The organism is Saccharothrix coeruleofusca (genome assembly GCF_014648515.1).
Lineage (GTDB): Bacteria > Actinomycetota > Actinomycetes > Mycobacteriales > Pseudonocardiaceae > Actinosynnema > Actinosynnema coeruleofuscum.
In genome coordinates, this window is record NZ_BMRG01000007.1 from 16,944 (window position 1) to 36,589 (window position 19,646).

General features: G+C 73.4%; 18 protein-coding genes and 2 pseudogenes. 11 read left to right on the plus strand and 9 right to left on the minus strand.

The annotated features are described in order from the left end of the window. A pseudogene (locus IEZ00_RS36775) lies at positions 1 to 608 on the plus strand (patatin-like protein); the annotation flags it as partial. 239 nt (positions 609 to 847) lie between these two features. On the opposite strand, the gene IEZ00_RS18945 reads toward IEZ00_RS36775, so the two are convergent. Beyond that, the gene (locus IEZ00_RS18945) at positions 848 to 2,866 is read right to left on the minus strand and encodes a glycosyltransferase (protein ID WP_189224617.1); all 2,019 of its coding nucleotides are present in this window, start codon (positions 2,864 to 2,866) and stop codon (positions 848 to 850) included. Next, positions 2,863 to 3,474, minus strand: coding sequence for a DUF998 domain-containing protein (locus tag IEZ00_RS18950; RefSeq protein ID WP_189224618.1), 612 nt, complete (start codon positions 3,472 to 3,474; stop codon positions 2,863 to 2,865). Before IEZ00_RS18950 ends, IEZ00_RS18945 begins: the two co-directional genes overlap by 4 nt. Before the next feature lie 135 nt (positions 3,475 to 3,609). Between IEZ00_RS18950 and IEZ00_RS18955 the strand changes: the two genes are divergently transcribed. The 3 genes from IEZ00_RS18955 to IEZ00_RS18965 all read left to right on the plus strand — a co-directional run bounded on the left by IEZ00_RS18955 (position 3,610) and on the right by IEZ00_RS18965 (position 6,380). After that, positions 3,610 to 4,548, plus strand: a complete 939-nt coding sequence (locus tag IEZ00_RS18955) for an ABC transporter ATP-binding protein (protein ID WP_229795886.1) — start codon at positions 3,610 to 3,612, stop codon at positions 4,546 to 4,548. Between the two features lie 53 nt (positions 4,549 to 4,601). Next, complete coding sequence (locus tag IEZ00_RS18960; RefSeq protein WP_189224866.1) at positions 4,602 to 5,318, plus strand: ABC transporter permease; 717 nt, start codon at positions 4,602 to 4,604, stop codon at positions 5,316 to 5,318. Between the two features lie 102 nt (positions 5,319 to 5,420). Beyond that, complete coding sequence (locus IEZ00_RS18965; RefSeq protein WP_189224619.1) at positions 5,421 to 6,380, plus strand: COX15/CtaA family protein; 960 nt, start codon at positions 5,421 to 5,423, stop codon at positions 6,378 to 6,380. Here the strand turns inward: IEZ00_RS18965 and IEZ00_RS18970 are convergent. The 4 genes from IEZ00_RS18970 to IEZ00_RS18985 form a co-directional block, all read right to left on the minus strand. Further along, positions 6,314 to 6,781 (minus strand): GbsR/MarR family transcriptional regulator, encoded by a 468-nt coding sequence (locus tag IEZ00_RS18970; RefSeq protein WP_189224620.1) that lies wholly within the window; start codon positions 6,779 to 6,781, stop codon positions 6,314 to 6,316. The genes IEZ00_RS18965 and IEZ00_RS18970 overlap by 67 nt on opposite strands. 91 nt (positions 6,782 to 6,872) lie before the next feature. Next, the gene (locus IEZ00_RS18975; protein ID WP_189224621.1) at positions 6,873 to 7,412 is read right to left on the minus strand and encodes a DUF742 domain-containing protein; all 540 of its coding nucleotides are present in this window, start codon (positions 7,410 to 7,412) and stop codon (positions 6,873 to 6,875) included. A gap of 7 nt (positions 7,413 to 7,419) precedes the next feature. Beyond that, positions 7,420 to 7,863, minus strand: coding sequence for a roadblock/LC7 domain-containing protein (locus IEZ00_RS18980; RefSeq protein ID WP_189224622.1), 444 nt, complete (start codon positions 7,861 to 7,863; stop codon positions 7,420 to 7,422). Further along, positions 7,860 to 10,364 carry a sensor histidine kinase gene (locus IEZ00_RS18985; protein ID WP_189224623.1) on the minus strand — a complete coding sequence of 835 codons (2,505 nt, stop codon included), beginning with the start codon at positions 10,362 to 10,364 and terminating at the stop codon, positions 7,860 to 7,862. The genes IEZ00_RS18980 and IEZ00_RS18985 overlap by 4 nt, the downstream gene beginning before the upstream one ends. Positions 10,365 to 10,701: 337 nt before the next feature. Between IEZ00_RS18985 and IEZ00_RS18990 the strand changes: the two genes are divergently transcribed. Together IEZ00_RS18990 and IEZ00_RS18995 are read left to right on the plus strand one after the other, a co-directional pair. Beyond that, positions 10,702 to 11,127: a DUF485 domain-containing protein gene (locus tag IEZ00_RS18990; protein ID WP_189224624.1), complete on the plus strand. Its 426-nt coding sequence runs from the start codon at positions 10,702 to 10,704 to the stop codon at positions 11,125 to 11,127. Next, a complete protein-coding gene (locus IEZ00_RS18995; protein WP_189224625.1) occupies positions 11,127 to 12,701 on the plus strand; it encodes a monocarboxylic acid transporter in 1,575 nt (524 codons plus the stop codon). The genes IEZ00_RS18990 and IEZ00_RS18995 overlap by 1 nt, the downstream gene beginning before the upstream one ends. Before the next feature lie 195 nt (positions 12,702 to 12,896). Here the strand turns inward: IEZ00_RS18995 and IEZ00_RS19000 are convergent, their stop codons facing one another. Next, positions 12,897 to 13,748, minus strand: a complete 852-nt coding sequence (locus tag IEZ00_RS19000) for a DcsG N-terminal domain-containing protein (protein WP_189224626.1) — start codon at positions 13,746 to 13,748, stop codon at positions 12,897 to 12,899. Next, positions 13,745 to 14,032 (minus strand): hypothetical protein, encoded by a 288-nt coding sequence (locus IEZ00_RS19005; RefSeq protein WP_189224627.1) that lies wholly within the window; start codon positions 14,030 to 14,032, stop codon positions 13,745 to 13,747. The genes IEZ00_RS19000 and IEZ00_RS19005 overlap by 4 nt, the downstream gene beginning before the upstream one ends. A gap of 36 nt (positions 14,033 to 14,068) precedes the next feature. Between IEZ00_RS19005 and IEZ00_RS19010 the strand changes: the two genes are divergently transcribed. Further along, entirely contained in the window at positions 14,069 to 15,676 is a 1,608-nt protein-coding gene (locus tag IEZ00_RS19010) for a DUF885 domain-containing protein (protein ID WP_229795887.1), read from the plus strand. Between the two features lie 71 nt (positions 15,677 to 15,747). Next, positions 15,748 to 16,719 (plus strand): quinone oxidoreductase family protein, encoded by a 972-nt coding sequence (locus IEZ00_RS19015; RefSeq protein WP_189224628.1) that lies wholly within the window; start codon positions 15,748 to 15,750, stop codon positions 16,717 to 16,719. 43 nt (positions 16,720 to 16,762) lie between these two features. Here IEZ00_RS19015 and IEZ00_RS19020 read toward each other — a convergent pair whose 3' ends face one another. After that, positions 16,763 to 17,353 (minus strand): FKBP-type peptidyl-prolyl cis-trans isomerase, encoded by a 591-nt coding sequence (locus IEZ00_RS19020; RefSeq protein WP_189224629.1) that lies wholly within the window; start codon positions 17,351 to 17,353, stop codon positions 16,763 to 16,765. 224 nt (positions 17,354 to 17,577) lie between these two features. Here IEZ00_RS19020 and IEZ00_RS19025 point away from each other — a divergent pair, with 224 nt between their 5' ends. The 3 genes and pseudogenes from IEZ00_RS19025 to IEZ00_RS36780 form a co-directional block, all read left to right on the plus strand. Continuing rightward, complete coding sequence (locus IEZ00_RS19025; protein ID WP_189224630.1) at positions 17,578 to 18,585, plus strand: hypothetical protein; 1,008 nt, start codon at positions 17,578 to 17,580, stop codon at positions 18,583 to 18,585. A 6-nt stretch (positions 18,586 to 18,591) separates the two neighbouring features. Continuing rightward, positions 18,592 to 19,239, plus strand: a complete 648-nt coding sequence (locus IEZ00_RS19030; protein WP_189224631.1) for a hypothetical protein — start codon at positions 18,592 to 18,594, stop codon at positions 19,237 to 19,239. Between the two features lie 50 nt (positions 19,240 to 19,289). Beyond that, positions 19,290 to 19,646: pseudogene (locus IEZ00_RS36780) on the plus strand (HD family phosphohydrolase); the annotation flags it as partial.

Sequence of the window (19,646 nt, forward strand, 5' to 3'; positions counted from 1 at the left end):
CGGTGGTCCGGGCGCTGGTCGCGGCGGCGCTGGCCGCGGGCGTGTGGGCGGTGCTGCGGTACCGGCTGCACGAGCTGCCGTGGCAGGTCGTGGTGCCCATCGCCGTCACGGCCGTGCTGTTCGGCGCGGTGGCCTCGTTCTGGCTGGGCCGGTCGCTGCAGCGGTGGCGGCGGGGCAAGCTCGGCGACGGCACCACCGGCTGGACCACCGGCCACGCCGACGTGCCCGCCGCGGTCACCGCGGGCTGGGCGGTGGTCTACGGCGCCTGCTACCTGGTCGTGGCGGTGCTGGTGCAGGTCCAGCGGGTGCGCTTCCCCGGATGGCCCGCCGTGCTGGGCACGGCGTGGGGGTTCGGGCTGGTGCTGCTGCTGGTCACCTCCTGGTGGGTGCCGTGGCGGGGCAGGCGGGCGGTGGTGCGGTCGCTGGAGGAGCAGGCCGGGGTCCTGCGCGCCGCCGACGACGTGCCCGCCGCACTGCTGGAGCGGCTGGAGGGGCACGGGATGCTGTTCCGCTTCCTGGTCAAGGTCGTCGGCGACGAGCTGGTGCTCACCACTGCGGGCAGGCACTTGGCACAGCGCATCGAATCCTCTCGCCCTCACCGCCCCTGACCCCCTCCCCCTCCACCCCGAACCCGCCCGCCCCCGGTGTCACCCACCTATGGGCGTGTTGGGCGTGTCGCCCCCGCGAGTCGCGCGTCCAGACACCACGAACCGAGCGTTCACGCACCCCGGCCCGCACTTTCGCGCCTTGGCCCGCGCTTCCCGCACGCCGGGTAGTAGCTACCGGCCCCCACACACCCGCCCGGTAGTACTTGCCCACGCACCAGGGCTGGGCCGCGGTCACGCGATCAGGCGGCCAGGGCGGCGGGGGCGAACAGGGGCAGGCCCGCGGCCCGCTCGTACAGCCCCTCGAAGGTCTCCAGGGTGGTGGCCATGGCGTGCTCGGCGATCAGCTCGCCGCTGGCCGCGCCCATCCGGGCCCGCAGCGCCGGGTCTGCCGCCAGCGCGTGCAGCCGGTCGGCCAGGCCCTTGACGTCGCCGGGCTGGAACAGCCAGCCGTTGCGGCCGGGCCTGCACAGGTGCGGCAGGGCCATCGCGTCGGCGGCCACCACCGGCTTGCGCGCGGCCATCGCCTCCATCGTGGCCAGGCTCTGCAGCTCGGCGATCCCCGGCATGCAGAACAGGTCGGCGCGCGCGTAGGCGTCGAGCAGCTCCTCCTCGCCGATGAAACCGCGGAACCGCACCCGGTCGGTGATGCCCAGGTGCCTGGCCAGCAGCTCCCACTCCGCCCGGCACGACCCGTCGCCCACCAGCTCCGCGCGCAGCCTCGGCACCATGGCCAGCGCGCGCAGCAGCTCGTCGACCCGCTTCTCCTCGTCCAGCCTGCCCACGAACAGCACCGTGGGCGTGTCGGAGGTGCGCTCGACCCGCCGCGACCGGTAGCGGTCGACGTCGATGCCGCACGACACCGCGACCGCACGCGCCGGGAAGCCCTTGTCGTGCAGCAGTTGCACCGCGCGCGGCGTGGGGGCGGTGACCACGTCCGCCTCGCCGTACACCCGGCACAGGTCCGCCCACGCCCACCGGGCCGCCGCGCCCTGCAGCCACTGGGGAACCCGCGCGTGGCCGAACAGGTTCTCCGGCATGAAGTGGTTGGTGGCCGCCACCGGGATGCCCAGCGCCTTCGCCTGCCGCAGCGCGTAGCGGCCCACCACGAAGTGCGACTGGACGTGCACCACGTCCGGGCGCAGCTCGGTCAGCAGCGCCCGCACGTCGGTGCTGACCTGCCAGGGCAGGCTGATCCGGAAGGAGCGGTCGAACGGCGTGCGGTGCGAGCGCAGCCGGTGGACGGTGATGCCGTCGACGTGCTCGGTGCGCGCCCCGCCCACCGGGTCCGGGCACAGCACGTGCACGTCGTGGCCCCGACCGGCCAGGCCGGTGGCCAGGCGGTGGGCGAAGCGGGCCGCGCCGTTGACGTTGGGGGGGAACGTGTCGGCGGCGATCACGATCCGCGTGGCGCGTCCGTCGTTCACGGTGTTCTCCGATCTGGTGGGTGCGATGTGGTCGGGTTTGCGGGCCAGCACGACGACCCCGGCCGTGGCGAGCGCGGCGCACGCCAGCTGGGCCGCCACGACCGGACCGGTCGTGCGGGTGGCCTCCCCGAGCAGCCCCGCGCCGATGCCGACGGCGACGAGCGGGTCCACGACGGTGAGGCAGGCGACCGCCAGGTGCGGCGGTCCGCCGGCATAGGCGTGCTGGATGAACCAGCCGCCGACCAGCAGGGTGACGGCGATGCCCGCCGCCGAGAGCGCGGTCGCCCAGTCCACCGCGCCCCGCTGGACGTCCTGGGAGACCGCGCGCATGAGCACGGACACGTAGCCGTAGGCGACACCGCCCGCCGCGCCGAACCCCAGCGCGCGCACGGCGGGGCGCTCGGCGAGCACGCCGAGCAGGCCCGGCGCGGCGATCAGGCCGAGCACGATCAGGCCCGCCCGCAGCTCGGCCTCCGGGGCGACCGCGGTGGCGGTGGCGCTGCCCGCGGCCAGCAGCACGAACGCGCCGACGCTCAAGGTGGTCAGCGCGATCACCGGCAGCTCCCGGCGACGCCCGTCCAGCAGTGCGGTGATGCCGATGGCCAGCACGCCCACCGGCTGCACCACGCTCAACGGCGCCATGCCCAGCGCGACGGCGTGCACGCCGGAGCCGACCACCAGCAGCAGCAGTCCCAGCAGCCAGCGCGGCCTGCGCAGCAGGGCGGAGACCCGCAGAGCGCCGCCGAACGCCTGGACCGCGTCGTGCTGGAGCCGGGCGGCCAGTGCGAAGAAGACCGCGCCGAGCACGGCGAGCAGGACGGCGAGCCAGGTCATGCCGACACCTCCCGCGCCAGCGCGAACAGCAGGCCGTAGAGCACGGCGAACAGCACCCGCTCGAAAAGGCCGAGCAGCACCGCGTCATTTCCGGGGGCGACCAGCGCGAGGTGGCTGAGCAGAAATGCGCCGGAAGTGCCCACCGCGGCCACCGAAAAGCGCCGGACGACGGGGCTCGGCAGGAATCGGCGGGAAATCAGCCAACCGGCCAGCGGCAGGCTGGCGAACATCACCGCGCCCGCGTACCGGTGCACCAGCCCGGACGGGGAGGTGGGCGTGCCGATCGGGTCGGTGGGGAACACCGCGGCCACCACCAGCGCCGCCGCCCACAGGTCGATGAGCACCGCCGCCGCGCCCCACCTGGGCAAACCAGCGGCGACCAGGCGGGTCCGCAGCACCAGCGAGCCGACCGCCAGCGACAGCGCGGCCACCGCGAGCAGCGCCGTGCCGTCGGGGACGGCGGTGTAGTCGCTGACCGTGTGCCGGATCGGGTTCATCACGTCGGCGGAGGTGAAGTGCAGGTAAACAATCGGGAACAGCGACCCGAGCACACCAAGAACCGCCCACGGCGCCACCGCCGTCGCGTTTTTCCCCCTGATCTCGGTCACCAGGCGATCATGGGTCCGAAAGAGGGACGGAAGATATCCGGATTCCCCCCGAGAACACCCTGAAGCCACCCGGAGAACGCCACCGGGTCGACCCCGGCACGCCCAGGGGCGCGGCACGCCCTACGCTCTCCCGTCGTGAGCCCGCATCCCCACCGCCCCGCCGTGGAAGTGTCGGGGCTGGTCAAGCGGTACGGCTCGAAGACCGCGGTGGACGGCCTCGACCTCGTCCTCGACCACGGCACCGTGCTCGCCCTGCTCGGCCCCAACGGCGCGGGCAAGACCACGACCGTCGAGGTGTGCGAGGGCTTCCGCACCGCCGACGGCGGCACGGTGCGCGTGCTGGGCCTCGACCCCCGGCGGCAGGGCGAGCAGCTGCGCCCCCGCATCGGCGTGATGCCCCAGGGCGGCGGCGGCTACCCCGGCGTGCGCCCGGACGAGATGCTCCGCCTGGTGGCGGCGTGCGCGGCCGACCCGCTGGACCCGGCGTGGCTGCTGGAGGTGCTGGGGCTGACCGGCGCGGTGCGCACCCCGTACAAGCGGCTCTCCGGTGGGCAGCAGCAGCGCCTGTCCCTGGCCTGCGCCCTGGTCGGCAGGCCCGAGCTGGTGTTCCTCGACGAGCCCACCGCGGGCATGGACCCCCAGGCGCGCCGCCTGGTGTGGGACCTGGTCGGCGCGCTGCGCGCGGACGGCGTGAGCGTGCTGCTGACCACCCACCTGATGGACGAGGCCGAAGCGCTGGCCGACCAGGTGGTGATCGTCGACGCGGGCCGGGTCGTCGCGCGGGGCACGCCCAGCGAGCTGACCGCCCACCCCGCCGACGACCAGCAGCTGCGCTTCCGCGCCCGGCCCGGCCTGGACACCGACCTGCTGCGCGAGGCGCTGCCGGAGGGCATGGACGTCCACGAGGCGAGCCGGGGCGCCTACGTGGTGCGGGGCAGGATCGACCCGCAGGTGGTGTCGACCGTGACGTCGTGGTGCGCCCAGCAGGGCGTGCTCGCCGAGGAGCTGACCGTGGCCAAGCGGAGCCTCGAGGACGTGTTCCTGGAGCTGACCGGCAGGGAGCTGCGGTCGTGAAGTTCGAACCGGGCACCTTCACCCCCGCGCCCGGCCGGGGCGGGCTGGGCCGGATGCTGCTGGCGCAGGCCAGGACCGAGGCCGTGCTGACGCTGCGCAACGGCGAGCAGGTCCTGCTGACCGTGCTGATCCCGGTGGCGCTGCTGGTGGCGCTGGCGGTGATGGAGGTCATCCCGGTGCCCGAGCCGCGGGTCGGCTCGGCGGCGGCCCGGACCTTCGCGCTGGCGGTGATCTCCTCGGCGTTCACCGGCCAGGCCATCGCGCTGGGCTTCGACCGCCGCTACGGCGTGCTCAAGCGGCTGGCCGCCACCGCGCTGCCCCGCTGGCTGCTGGTGGCGGGCCGGGTCGTGGCGGGCCTGGCGGTCGTGGCGGTGCAGCTGGTGATCCTGTCGGTGACGGCGCTGCTGCTGGGTTGGCGACCACCGCTGTCCGGGCTGCTGTGGGCGGTCGCCCTGGTGGTGCTGGGCGCGCTGGCGTTCGGCGCGCTGGGTGTGCTGCTGGGCGGATCGCTGCGGGCCGAGGTGGTGCTGGCGCTGGCGAACATCGTGTGGTTCGCGCTGCTGCTGGTCGGCGGCGTGGCGCTGGGCGTGGAGTCGCTGCCCCCCGGCGTGGCGGCGGTGGTGGACCTGCTGCCCTCGGCGGCGCTGGCGGAGGGGCTGCACACGGCGCTGGTCGACGGCGCGGCTCCGGGGCTCGGACCGGTGGCCGTGCTGCTGGCGTGGGGTGCGGTGGCGGCGGCGCTGGCGGTCAGGACGACCAAGCTGACCTGACCCGGACGCCGCACACTCCGGTCTTGAGCGTCCGGCTCACGGGTGAGGCGGGGCACAGGGGGTGAGCGGCGGGTCTCCGACCGTGCTGCCTACCATCGGGGGGTGTCCGCTCCCACCTGGCTCACCACCTTCCTGCGCACCTTCCAACGCGCCTTCGCGATAGCGGTCGTGATCGCCCAGGGCGGTATCGCCGTCACCGGTTCCATCGTGCGCGTGACGGGTTCGGGCCTGGGCTGCCCCACCTGGCCCCAGTGCTTCGAGGGCAGCCTGACGCCGGTGGAGCACCCCGAGGTCGCCTCGCTGCACCAGTGGGTGGAGTTCGGCAACCGCACGCTGACCGGCCTGGTGGGCTTCATCGCGGCGCTGTGCGTGCTGGCGGCCTGGTTCAACCGGCCGCGCCGCAAGCGCGTCCTGGTGCTGGCGCTGGTCCAGCTCGGCGGCGTGGCGGCGCAGGCGGTCATCGGCGGCATCACCGTGCTGACCGGCCTGCTGTGGTGGACGGTGAGCGTGCACTTCCTGGTGTCCATGCTGCTGGTCTGGTTCGCCGTGCTGCTGGTCGCCGCGCTCGGCGAGGGCGACGGCCCGGCCACCCCGCTGGTGCCCAAGCCCCTGATGACCCTCCAGGTGGTGCAGGCGGTCGTGCTCGGCCTGCTGCTGCTGGCGGGCACGTTCGTCACCGCCGCCGGGCCGCACGCGGGCGACGCGGCCACGCCGCGGCTGGACGCCCCGGTGGAGACGGTGTCGCAGGTGCACGCCGACCTGCTGTTCCTGTTCCTGGGCATGCTGATCGCCCTGGGCTTCGCGCTCAAGGGCCACCCGGTGCCCCGCAGGCCCTACGCCGTGCTGGTCGCGGTGGTCGTGGCGCAGGGCGCGCTGGGCCTGGTCCAGTACTGGACGGGGGTGCCCGAGGTGCTGGTCTCGCTGCACGTGCTGGGCGCGGGCGCGGTGGTCGTGGCCACCGCCGCGCTGTGGGTCTCGACCAGGGTCAGGGGCGACTACCTCGTCGAGGGCGAGGGCCTGCGCTCCCACAGCGGCGGCAGCTCGGTCGCCAGCCACGTGTAGAGCTCGTTCACCGCGCGCAGCCGCAGCGCGCGCTCGGGATCACCGCTCATCAGGCGCATCCCGGACTCGGTCAGCTCCCGCACGCTCACCAGCGCGTCGAGCTTGCGCTGCACCAGGTCGGCCCAGCGCTTCTCGTCGATCCGGTACTGCGCCGCCTGCCGTCCCCGCCGCGTCCGCTTGGTCACCAGACCGGCGTTGACCAGGAACTTCAGGTTCGTGCTGATCGAGCCGCTGCTGGCCTCCAGCTCCTGGGACAGCTCGGCGGCGGTGCGCTCGGTGGGCTGGCAGACCAGCAGGTAGCCCAGGATGCGCCCGCCGATGAGCGGGATGCCCTCCTCGGCGAAGTGCGCGGCGAACCGCTCGATCCACGCCGACAGGCGGCCTTCCCGTCCGACGCTCATCCGACCCCCTTGGCTTCGGTCAACACTGAAGCCATAGTAGGCCGGGTGTCGATCAAGGCGCAACGGGGCGGGCGGTGCTCCCCGACGGACCCTAGAGCTTGCGCAGGCCCGCCAGCACCCGTTCCATCAGCCCGAGGTCGGGGGTGTCCCCGTCGGACAGCGCGGTCTGGTGCACCTCGATCAGACCGCGTTCGGCCATGTCCCCCAGCAGCACCTTGGCCACGCCCAGCGGCAGCCGCAGCAGCGCGGCCACCTCGGCCACCGACCGGGGCCGCCCGCACAGCGCGACGACCTCCTGGTACTCGGCCTTCATCGGCGGGTACTCCCAGTCGACCGCCGAGACCAGCGTCTCGATCTGCAACTGGAACGACGACGTGGTGCGCCCGCCGGTCCAGGAGTAGGCCCGCACGATCGAGGCGGCCTCCTCGCGCGGGTACTCGAAGTCCTCCTCGGGCTCCTGAGCGCGCACCTCACGGACGGGCCGGGCGGCGGGCGGCTCGGGGGGACGGGGTTCGGGTTCGGGCGGCTCCGGCTCGGCGGGCTTGCCGCGCCTGCGGGAGGAGTCGAGGCTGAACCCGTTGAGCAGGGCGGCGAACGACTCCTCCGAGGAGGGCTCCGGGTCCTGTCTCATGACCACCTCACACCGACGGGCGGGCCATCATCCGTTGCGCACCGTGCAGCTCGGCGCGCAGCTCGGGTGTGAGCAGCTGACCGACCTGGTCGACCACCACCGTCATCTCGTACGCGACCTGGCCGACGTCGGCGTCCGGCGCGGCCAGCACCGCCAGGCACGAGCCGTCGCGGATCGACATCAGCAGCATGACGCCGTGCTCCATCTCCACCACCGAGCGCAGCACGCCGCCGCCGTCGAAGCAGCGCGAAGCCGTCTCGGTCAGGCTGGCCACCCCGGCCGCGATGGCGGACAGCTGGTCGGCCCGGTCCTCGGGCAGCTCGCTGGAGGCGGTGAGCAGCAGGCCGTCCACGGAGATCACCACGGCGTGGGCGACCCCCGGCACGCGATCGGCGAAGTTGCTCACCAACCACCCGAACTGGTCAATCTGCCGCGACTTCTGCGTGCTCATTCCCTCTCCCGCCCTGTCGTGCTCTCCCCGGAATGCCGTATACCTTGCCGGACGCCGGTCTGGTAACTGGCCAAGAACCCGCGTGTCGCGTTCGGATCCCTCCGTACGGGTGCCACTCCGCCCTCCGCGCCGCCGGGTCGCTCGGACACGAGGTTGCTGCGCGGACGCCGTTTGGGCAGCTCTCCCCCGGTCCCGGCGACCGGCGCGCCCGGCTGCGGCTGTGCCGATCGGTGCTTGGCGGGCGCGGGCGGCGTCGGTGCGGCGCTGCCGAACCAGGTCCCCCCTCCCCCCGTCCCGGCCGGGGGCTCCTGCGCGGCCCGGCTCTCCAGAGTACGACTCTCACCCGATCGAGTGTCCGCAATTCGGGTGTCCGCGGTTCGGCCGTCCACCGCGCTGCCGCGGAACGGGGCCCAGCCGTCGTCCTGGCCGGGGGTCGGCGTCGGCACCGCCGGGATCGCCGGGATCGCGGTGGTCGGGATCGCGGTGGGCATCGGGGCCTGGGTCGGGATGGGGGCGGGCGCCGGGGTGCGCGGCGTCGCGGGGCGGACCTGCACGGGCGCGGCGACCTGCGCGCGCACCAGTTCCGCGGGCACCGCGACGGTGGCGCGCACGCCTTCGCGCTCGGCCCCCTGCTCGCGCAGCACCACGTCGATGCCGTGCCTGCCCGCCAGCGTGCCGACCACGTGCAGCCCCAGCTGGCGGGAGACCGACAGCTCGGCGGTGTCGCCGCCCGCCGCGCGGGCGATCTTGCCGTTGGCCTCGGCGAGGTCCGCCTCGGACATGCCCACGCCCTGGTCCACCACGTCGACCAGGACGCCGCCGCCCGCACGGGGCCTGCCGCCGATGATCACCTGGGTGCGCGGCGGGGAGAAGGAGGTGGCGTTGTCCAGCAGCTCGGCGACCAGCCGGACCAGGTCGCCCGCCGCGTAGCCGACGACCTCCACCGGCGGCGTGGCCTGCACGACGACCCGGTGGTACTGCTCGATCTCCGACGCCGCGGCGCGCAGCACGTCGCCCAGCGGCACCGGGCGGGTGAACCGGCGGGCCACGTCGCTGCCGGACAGGACCATCAGGTTCTCGTTGTTGCGCCGCATCCGGGTGGCCAGGTTGTCCAGCTTGAACAGGTTGGCCAGCTGCTCGGGGTTCTCCTCCTGCCGCTCCAGCTCCTCCATGAGCTTGAGCTGCCGCTCCACCAGGCTCTGGCTGCGGCGGGAGAGGTTGGTGAAGGCGTTGCGCATCCCGGCGCGCAGGTCGGCCTGCTCGGCGGCGGAGTTGACCGCCTGCCGGTGCACCGCGTCGAACGCGCGCGCCAGCTGGCCCAGCTCCTCCTTGGTGTGCACCGGGACCGGCTCGACCACGACCTCCTGCGGGCTCTGCTCGCGCAGCTGGGCCACCAGCTCGGGCAGCCTGCGCTCGGCCACGTCCAGCGCGGCCAGCCGCAGCGCGCGCAGCGACCGCAGCAGGTCGCTGCCCACCACGTAGCCCACCGCCGCGGCGGCGAACAGCGAGGCCAGCAGGACCACCGAAGCCGCACCCGCGCGGTCGCTGGTCTGGTCCTGCAGCCGCGCGGCGGAGGCGGCCAGCTCCTCGCCCAGCGCGTCCAGCACCTCGGCGATGCCCGCGGCGGTGCTGGCCGAGGCGGCGTTCCACTGGTCGACCGGGATCTTGCCGCGCACCGCGCCGGGGTCGCCGCGCAGGTCCTGCACCAACCGGTTGCGCAGGTCGACCTCGGGACCGGTGACGGTGCTGCGGTACTCCTCCTGCTGGCCGGGCGTGGCCACCGCGCTGAAGTCGGCGACCTTGTCCTGGAACCGGGTCCAGGACTGCTCCAGCGCGGTCTGCTCGCCGTCGAGCAGGCTGCGCCTGCTGATGCCCGCGAGCACCGTCGCGTGCTGCCAGGACACCTGCTCGGCGGCCATGGACAGGCTGTGCTGCGCGGCCGCGGTGCCCGCCAGCGAGGCGTCGCCGAAGTCGCCGACCATCGCCTGGTCGAGGTCGAGCAGGGAGCGCAGCACGACGCTGTAGCCGCCGATGCCGCCCGCCAGGTCGACCGAGCCGCTGAGCACCCGCTCGCGCAGCTGGGGCAGGCCGTCCAGCTGCACGGTGACGTCGCGGTAGCGGACCGCGGTGACCTCGCCGAGCGTGGTGGTGCGCTCCACCAGCGCGCGCACCGCGGCCGCCGCGGCGTCGGTGTCCGCGGCCAGGTCGCGGAACCTGGTCGCGTCCGGGCCCGCGCCCTCGGCGCGTCGCGCGGACATGGCGCGCTCGGCCTGCACCCCGGAGATGAGCGGGCCCAGGCCCGCGCGCAGCGTCACCAGGCGCTGCATCGCGGCGTAGGAGTCGGCGCCCTCGATGTAGCCGCGGATCTGCACCACGCCGGCGCCGACGGCGACCAGCACGGGCACCGCCAGCACGGCGGCCAGCTTCACCGGGAGGCGCCAATTCCGCCAGTCGGCGACGACCCGCCACCATTGGCCGCGCACGTTGTTGTCCTCAGTCACCAGACAAGTCCCCGAAGTCGGAGTGACGAATCGCTGCCAGAATCGACGCCGGCACGATTGGTCGGCAGGCGGCGGATGCTGCTGCGAGATAGTAGGTGGTGGATCGTCGGACGACAACGACCGAACCGCCGGGTGGACCCGGATCGAGCCACTGCATCGGTGAAGAATTTTCAGGTCTGCCCTCCAGCCAGCCGGCTCGTTACGTTGAGCTGCGCTGACAGCGATCGGGTGATCACTCCTCGGAGCTAACGTTGACTCCGGCCGCCGCCCGGTTACGCTGTCGCCCGCGATAGCCGGGCACCCGCCGGTTCCCGTCGCAAATCCCCCTGGAGGATTGATGACGAAGGCGTTGCCGCCGCCGACTGATTCCCGGCGTGCCCGCGCGGGTGGTCGTGGCTTCGCAACTTTCGACGACCCCGCGGATGCGCTGCTGACCGACGCGCAGGGCAATCCCGACTTCGCCGCCATCCAGCGCAGCGACGATTTCCGGGAGCTGCGCAAGCGCATTGCGATCTTCGTTTTGCCCGCCACCACCGCCTTCCTGGCCTGGTACCTGGGCTACGTGGCGCTGTCCGCCTACGCCCCGGAGTTCATGGCCACCCCGGTGCTGGGCGTGCTCAACACCGGCCTGCTGCTCGGGCTGCTGCAGTTCGCCAGCACGATCGCGCTGACGCTGGGCTACGCCCGTTACGCCCGCCGCAGGCTGGACCCGCAGGTCACCGCGGTGCGCGCGCTCACCGCCGAAGACGAGGAGCGGGGCTGATGGGCGGCAACACCACGGTCAACCTGGTCGTCTTCGGCGTCTTCGTGCTGCTCACGCTGTTCGTGGTCTACCGGGCGGGCAGCCGCAACGCCACCGCGTCGGACTACTACGCCGCGGGCTCCAGCTTCACCGGCAGGCAGAACGGCATCGCCCTGTCGGGTGACTTCCTGTCCGCCGCCTCGTTCCTGGGCATCTCCGGCAGCATCGCGGTCAACGGCTACGACGGCTTCCTGTACTCCATCGGCTGGGTGGTGTCCTGGCTGCTCGGCCTGATGATCATCTCCGAGCGGCTGCGCAACACCGGCCGGTTCACCCTGGGCGACGTGCTGGCCTACCGGATGCGGCAGCGCCCGGTGCGCGCCGCCGCGGCGAACGTGACCCTGGTGATCTCGCTGTTCTACATGGTCGCCCAGATGGCGGGCGCGGGCGCGCTGATGGCGCTGCTGCTGGACGTGCACACCAAGGGCGCCCAAGCCGTGGTCATCGCGGTGGTGGGCGTGGTCATGGTGCTCTACGTGCTGCTGGGCGGCATGAAGGGCACCACCTGGGTGCAGATCATCAAGGGCGTCCTGCTCCTGATGTGCGTCAGCCTGATCACGGTGTTCCTGCTGGGCAAGTTCGGGTTCAGCCTGTCGGCGATCCTGGAGACCGCGACCAGGCAGACCCCGCTGGGCGAGCGGGTGCTGGAGCCGGGCGTGCGCTACGGCGGCAGCCCGCTGGCGCGGCTGGACTTCATCTCGCTGGCGCTGGCCCTGCTGCTGGGCACGGCGAGCCTGCCGCACGTGCTGATGCGCTTCTACACCGTGCCCAACGCGCGCGAGGCGCGGCGCTCGGTGGTGTGGGCGACCGGCCTGATGGCCACCTTCTACCTGTGCACGCTGGTCATCGGCTTCGGCGCGCTGGCGCTGGTGGGCTCGGACGCGATCGCGCAGGCGCCCGGCGGCGAGAACTCCGCCGCCCCGCTGCTGGCGTTCGAGGTGGGCGGCGCGGTGCTGCTGGGCGTGGTGTCCGCGGTGGCGTTCGCGACCATCCTGGCGGTGGTGGCGGGCCTGACGCTGACCGCGTCGGCGTCGTTCGCGCACGACGTGTACGCCAACGTGATCAAGCACGGCAAGGCCGACCCGCGCTCGGAGGTCCGGGTGGCGCGGCTGACCGCCGTGGTGGTGGGCCTGCTGTCGATCCTCGGCGGCATCGCGGCCAACGGCCAGAACGTGGCCTTCCTGGTGGCGCTGGCGTTCGCGCTGGCGGCCTCGGCGAACCTGCCCACCATCATCTACTCGATGTTCTGGAAGCGGTTCAACACCAACGGCACCCTGTGGTCGCTCTACGGCGGGATGGCCTCGTGCATCGTGCTGATCGCGTTCTCCCCCGCGGTGTCGGGCTCGCCCTCGTCGATCCTGCCCGACGTCGACTTCCAGTGGTTCCCGCTGGGCAACCCCGGTCTGGTGTCGATCCCGTTCTCGTTCCTGTGCGGGTGGCTGGGCACGCTGCTGTCCAAGGAGCAGGCGGACCCGGTGAAGCAGGCGGAGATGGAAGTGCGGTCGCTGACCGGCATCGGCTCCGGCCTGCGCTGACCCCGAACGCCCACACGCCCAGCCCGGTGTCCCCGGCCGTGGGCGTGTGGGCGTGTCTCCCCCGCGAGTCGCGCGTTCCGACACCCCGAACCGAGCGTTCACGCACCCCGAACCGCGCATTCGCGCACCTCGGGTAGTAGTTACCGGCCCCACCACAGCCGTCGGGTGGTACTTGCCGACGTTGTGGGGGTGGGGTCAGCGGGACAGGGCGGCTCGCACGGACGAGGCGAAGCGCAGGGGCGCGCCCGCGTCGGCTTGGCGGAAGCCCAGCGAGGGCTCGACCAGCTCCAGCTCCAGCAGCAGCGGCGTCCCGTCGGCGCCGGGAACCAGGTCCACGCGCGCGTAGAGCAGCTCCGCGCGCGACAGGCCCAGCACCCCGGTGGCGGCGTCCAGCACGTCCTCGGCCACCCGCCGGTACGCCGCCGAGGGCTGGGCGCCGCCCAGCCGCTCCACGATGTAGAGCCCGGTCTCGTCGTAGGTGGCGTCGGGGGTGAGCATCGCCCCCTTGGCGAACGCGTGCGAGTACTGCCCGCCGAAGAACACCAGCGCGGTCTCGCCGACCTCGTCCACCGCCGCCTGGTACGGCTGCACCAGCGCGGGCCCGTCCAGCGCGGCCAGGTGCGCCGCGGCGGCGTCCACGTCGCCCGCCGCGACCCGCAGCGCCCCGCGCGAGCCCGCGCCCACGGTCGGCTTGACCACGAACTCGCCCGACGGCCAGTCCGCGAACCCCGGACCGGCCACGGTCGTGGGCACCACCGGCAGGCCCGTCGCGGCCAGCTCGACCAGGTAGGTCTTGTCGGTGTTCCAGCGCACCACCCCGGCCGGGTTCAGCAGGCCGGGCGTGCGGTCGGCCCAGGCCAGGAACTCCGCCAGCCGGTCGGTGTAGTCCCACGTCGAGCGCAGCACCACGCGGTCGGCCTGCGCGGGCTCGGCGTCCCACACCGCGTAGGAGGCGTGCACGCCGACCTCGCCGAGCGCGTCGACCAGCGCCGCGTCGTCGGCGTCGCCGTCGGGCAGGGTCGCGCAGGTGGCCAGCAGGACCTTCACTTGCCCGCCATCTTGCGCCGGTGCGCGGGGCCGATGCGCACCGCGGCGGTGGTCTCGCGGTCCCACTCGTGCGCTTCGAGGTCGGTCACCGCGGCCACCACGGCCTGCGCCGAGGCCACGTCGGGCAGCACCACGTCGCCCATCGCCCCGTCGTCGCCGACCAGCACCACCCGCGCGCCCGCGCGTCCCAGGTTCTCCACCACGGCGCGCGACGGCTTGCCGTGCGCCGCCACGAACTCCGACGCCGTCCTGGCCGCGCGCGCCACCTTCTTGTCCTCTGCCACGCGCCCAGCCTAGAACCTGCGAGTAACTTCCGTGCCGTGACGACACCCACCACCTCGAACGCCCTGGTCGGCGAGTTCCTCACCTGGCACTTCGACAGCAACCCCGGTACCGCCGCCATGCTCGGCTCGCTGGCGCACGACCGCACCCTCGGCGATTTCAGCGCCGCCGCCCTCACCGCCCAGGAGCGGGAGGCGGGCGCGTGGCTGGACCGCTTCACCGCGGTCGAGACCGACGACCCCGAGGAGGCCGTGGACCGCGACCTCGTCATCGCGGTGCTGCGCGGGACGCGCGCCAAGGCGAGCTGGCCCGCGTGGCGCCGCGACCCGTCGACCTACACCTCGGCCGTGCTGTACCCGCTGTTCACCGCCTTCCTGCACCGGCTGCGCCCGGAGCCCGAACTGGTCGACACCGTGCTGGCCCGGCTGGCCGAGGTGCCGTCGGTGCTGGCCGCCTGCCGGGCCAACCTCGACCCGGAGCTGGCCGCGCCCAAGATCGTCGAGCGGGCCGCCGCGCAGGCCAGGACCGGCCGCGCGTTCCTGACCGCCACGCTGCCCGCCGAGGTGGCCGACCCCGCCCTGCGGGCCAGGGTGGCCGAGGCCGCCGAGCCCGCCGCGCGGGCGTTCGACGAGCTGGCCGCGTTCCTGGAGGAGTTCGCCGGGCGGGCGCGCGGCGACTGGCGGATGGGCGAGGCGCTGTACTCGACCCTGCTGCGCGAGCAGGAGCTGCTCGGCTACGGGGCCGCCGAGCTGCACGAGCGGGGCAAGGCGGCCTACGCCGAGCTGGAGGCGGAGATGCGCGCCCTGGCGGGCGCCGACGACTGGCACGCGGTGATGGCCGGCCTGCAGGACGACCACCCGCCCACGCCCGAGGCGATGCGCGCGGAGTACGAGGTGGAGACGCTCAGGGCGCGGGCGTTCCTGGTGGAGCACGGGCTGGTGACGCTGGCCGAGGGCGAGCAGTGCCGGGTGGTGCCCTCCCCGACCTTCCAGCGCCCGGTGCTGTCGGTGGCCTCCTACATGTCCCCGCCGCCGCTGACCGACGCCCGGCTGGGGCACTTCTTCGTGCCCTTCCCGCCGGAGGGGTTCACCGACGAGCAGGTCACCCAGCGGTTGCGCACCAACGCCCGCTCGCAGCTGGCCACCATCGCGGTCCACGAGGCCTACCCCGGTCACCACTGGCACCTGTCCTGGCTGGCCGCGCAGGACCGGCCGGTGCGCAAGGTGTTCCGCACCCCGTACTTCTCCGAGGGCTGGGCGCTGTACGCGGAGAAGCTGCTGCGCGAGCACGGCTACTTCACCGACCGGGCGCAGGAGCTGGCGCACGTGGAGGCGCGGCTGTTCCGGGCCGCCCGGATGGTCGTGGACACCGCGCTGCACTGCGGCGACATGGAGGTGGCCGAGGCGGAGGAGTTCATGAGCACCAGGACCTCGCTGACCCCCGGCACGGCCGCGGGCGAGGTCACCCGGTACTGCGCGTGGCCCACCCAGGCCCCGTCGTACCTGACCGGCGCGCTGGAGATCGAGCGCATCCGCGCCGAGCACCAGGCCGCGGGTCGCGGATCGCTGCGGGAGTTCCACGACACCATCGCCGGGTCCGGGGCGCTGCCGCTGGGGCTGGCCCGCCGGGTCGCTCTCGGGGGCTGAGCACCGGAACAGGACCGGGTGCGGGAAGGTTGCCGTTGACGACCGATCTTCACCCAGCGGGAGGACAGCAGATGCCCAAGGCAGTGGTGGTGCGCGCGACCGGCGGCCCGGAGGCGCTGGAGCACACCGAGGTCGAGGCCAAGTCTCCGGGAGCGGGCCAGTTGCTGGTCGAGGTGGCCGCGGCGGGCGTCAACTACATCGACACCTACCACCGGTCCGGGCTCTACCCGATGCCGCTGCCCTTCGGGCTTGGCCTGGAGGGCGCGGGCCGGGTGGTGGGTGTCGGCCCGGAGGTGACCGGCTTCGCCGAGGGCGACCGGGTGGCCTGGGCCTCGGCGCCGGGCAGCTACGCCGAGCAGGCGGTGGTGCCCGCCGCGGTGGCCGTGCCGGTGCCCGAGGGGGTGGCGGACGAGACCGCGGCGGCGCTGCTGCTCCAGGGCATGACCGCGCACTACCTGGTCGCGTCCACCTACCCGGTGCGGGACGGCGACACCGTGCTGGTGCACGCCGCGGCGGGCGGCATGGGCCTGCTGCTGGTGCAGCTGGCCAAGGCCAGGGGCGCGCGGGTGATCGGCACGGTGTCCACCGAGGCCAAGGAGGCGCTGGCGCGCGAGGCGGGCGCGGACGAGGTGATCCGGTACGACCGGGAGGACTTCGCCGCGCGGACCCGGCAGCTCACCGACGGCGCGGGCGTGGCGGCGGTGTACGACGGCGTGGGCCGGACCACCTTCGACGGCAGCCTGGCCAGCCTCAAGCCGCGCGGCGTGCTGGCGCTCTACGGCGCGGCCAGCGGCCCGGTGCCGCCGGTGGACCCGCAGCGGCTCAACCAGGCGGGCGCGGTGTACCTGACCAGGCCCAGCCTGACCTGGTACACCGCCACCCGCGAGGAGCTGGAGTGGCGGGCGGGCGAGCTGTTCGAGGCGGTGCGCTCGGGCGCGCTGCGGGTGCGGATCGGCGGGCGCTACCCGCTGGCCGAGGCGCGCCGGGCGCACGAGGACCTGGAGGGTCGCCGCACCACGGGCAAGCTGCTGCTCGTGCCGTGACGCGGGTGGGCCCCCGGCGCGCGCCGGGGGCCCACCCGTCCGGTCAGCCCTCGACCTTGACCGCGTCGATCACGAACACCAGGGTCTCGCCCGCGGCGATGCCGTTGCCGCCGCTGCCGTAGCCCAGCTCCGACGGCACGACCAGCAGCCGCCTGCCGCCCTCCTTCAGGCCGATCAGGCCCTGGTTCCAGCCCTCGATGACCGAGGCGTTGCCGACGTCCTTGACCGCGTAGGGCTGGCCGCGCTCCCAGGACGAGTCGCGCACCTCGCCGTTGCTGAAGGTCACCAGCTCGTACTGCACGGTCGCGGTCGAGCCCGCCTTGACCTCGGCGCCGGTGCCGGGGGTCAGGTCCTTGACGACCAGGCCGTCCTGCGGCGCGCAGTCGGTGGGCACGGTGATCCTCGGCCGCTCGCCAGCCGCGCCGGAGACCTCGAACTGGTCGGGCTGGCAGGGCGGGCCGCTGGGCCTGGTCACCGATGCCGCGGTGGTGGGTGCGGAGGCCTCCGGGTTGGGCACCTCGGAGGCGACGTCGGATTGGGTGGACGGCCGGTCGCTCGGGGTGCACCCGGTCAACGACAGGCCGGCGGACAGCAGGGACACGAGAACCAGGGCCGTGCGGCCGACAGTACGCATGGTTGCCGAGCTTATGGGGCAGCCCCCGCCGACTCGCCACCAGGCCCACCGGGCAGCGCAACACCGATCACGGTGCGCTGCTGTCGATCTCCGAAATGGGTTGTAAATGTGCCTCGAATTACCGCTTCCGCCAATCTGCGGCCGCGCGTACAGTAACTCCGCACGTGATCGCCCCCGAAGGGCGCTCGTCCATTCGGGTATCAGCGACCCGTGGAGGTGATGTCGTGTCGGCGGAGCCCAGGGGCATCCGCAGCAACTTGATACAGGAATTGTTCTGGACCAGAACCGGTCTGCTCCTGCTGATCCTGGTGGTGGCATCGGGGATCAGCACGACCATTTCGAGCACAATGGACGCTGGCCCCGGCCGCAACTTCCTGGTCTCCCTCGGCACCGGCACGCTGGTCTCCGCGGTCGTGGGGTTCACGCAGACCCTGGTCACCAGCTCGGCGGCGCAGCGGGCGCTGATCACCCCGGTGGTGCAGGAGAGCCGCAAGGCGCTGCGCGAGCTCACCGAGGAGTACCGCGCGCTGGACCGCGAGTTCTTCCCCAGCCACGTGTTCGAGCCGACGGCGAAACCCGACCCGGCGTTCAACCACCTCATGATGCAGGACCTCGACCGCACCCGGCTGTACTGCTTCCGGGGGTTCTCCGGCCGCTACGCCGCGTCCAGGCTGCTGCTGGCCCGGTCGGAGTGCGAGCTGCGCGCGGTGCTGGCCGACCCCAGGGACGACAACGCCATCACCGGCCGGGCCCGCTACCTGCTGCGCCATGAGGGCGCCGAGGGCGACTACGACTCGATCTGCGCCCGGCTGCGCGAGCAGATCTCGATCGGGCTGGTGGGGCTGTTCCTGGCCCGCGGCCGCTGCTCGCGCATCGACGTGACGATCGTGTCCGACCCGCCGCTGGACCGGCTCGAACTGTTCGACGACAGCGCCTGGCTGACCCTCTACAGCAACGTCAGCGCGGGCGTGGTGCGGCCCTACCCGCGCACGCTGAGGTTCTCCGAAGGCTCGTTCCTCTACGGGATGGAACGCGCGGAGTTCCTCCGCATCAGCAATTCCAAGGCAGGTTTGCACATCACCGTGACGCCTGCCACCACGAGAACCGACTTCCTCGCCCTCTTCGAGAAGATCACCGGCTCCCCCCTGTCGGAGCGCGGATTCCGGTCACTCGAGGAGAAGTTCCACCAGTTTCGCCGAGAATTCTCCGCCACCGCCCAGTTGGGGAGCTGATAAGCAGTGCTGACCGAGATCACCGGGTGCTCCGCCCTCGCGGAGCTCGCCACGCTCGTCTCCGTGGCCGACCCCCCTGCCGTCGACCGGTGGAACCACGTGGAGGACGGTTTCCGCGACTGGGCGTGCAGGCCCGGTCTGCGGGAACGGCTGCGCGCGCACCTGCGCTCGCTGTCACCGCGGGAGGAGGCGCGCGTGGCCGCGCGGTCGCGGGAGACGACCACCCACTTCGCGTGGTGCCTGCGCGACGAACCCGCCGAACCCTTCACGTTCTGGTTGCACGAGTACAAGCCGCAGCGCGACTGGCGGCGGGGTTACGCGGACTCCGTGCACAACCACCGCTACCACTTCTGCACGGTCATCCTGTCCGGCGGCTACGTGCACGAGCGGTTCACCGCGCGGCTGGCCCCGGACGGCACGGCCGTGCTGTCGACGTCCCTGCTGCGCGGCGGCCGGTGCCGCGCGGGCGAGTGGGGCACCATGCTGGCCCACCAGTTCCACCGCATCCCGCACGCGGCGGACGGCACGATGACCTTCCTGGTCAAGTCGCGCGCGGTCAGCCCGTGGAGCCTGTCCTACGACCCGGACACCCGCGTCAGCCACCGGCACGTGCCGGTGGAGTCCCGGCTCGGGGAGCTCGCGAAGCAGCTCTGACGGTCCCCGCCCCCGCCTACCATCGGCCCACCCGGCACGGGAGGGGTCCGATGGGGACGTTCAACGTTGTGCAGGCAGGCGGCGCCGGGATCGGCGCCGCGTCGATCGAGCGGGTGGAGCGGGAGGTGCGCGCGCTGTGCCGCGACCTGGCGGCGCGGCTGCAGTTCCACGGCTGGCACCACGTCAGCTTCGTGCGCGACAAGGCGGTGCACTTCGCCCGCCGCAACGGCGCGGACCCGGCGCTGGTCGAGGTGGCCGCCCTGGTCCACGACGTCAACTACATGGTCCGCCGCAACTCGCTGCCCGTGGACGGGCGCGAGCTGCGGCTGTCGGTCCTGGCGCGCTCTGGCGTGCGCCCGGAGGACGCCGCCCGCGTGGACGCGGTGGTGGAGGAGGCGGAGATGCGC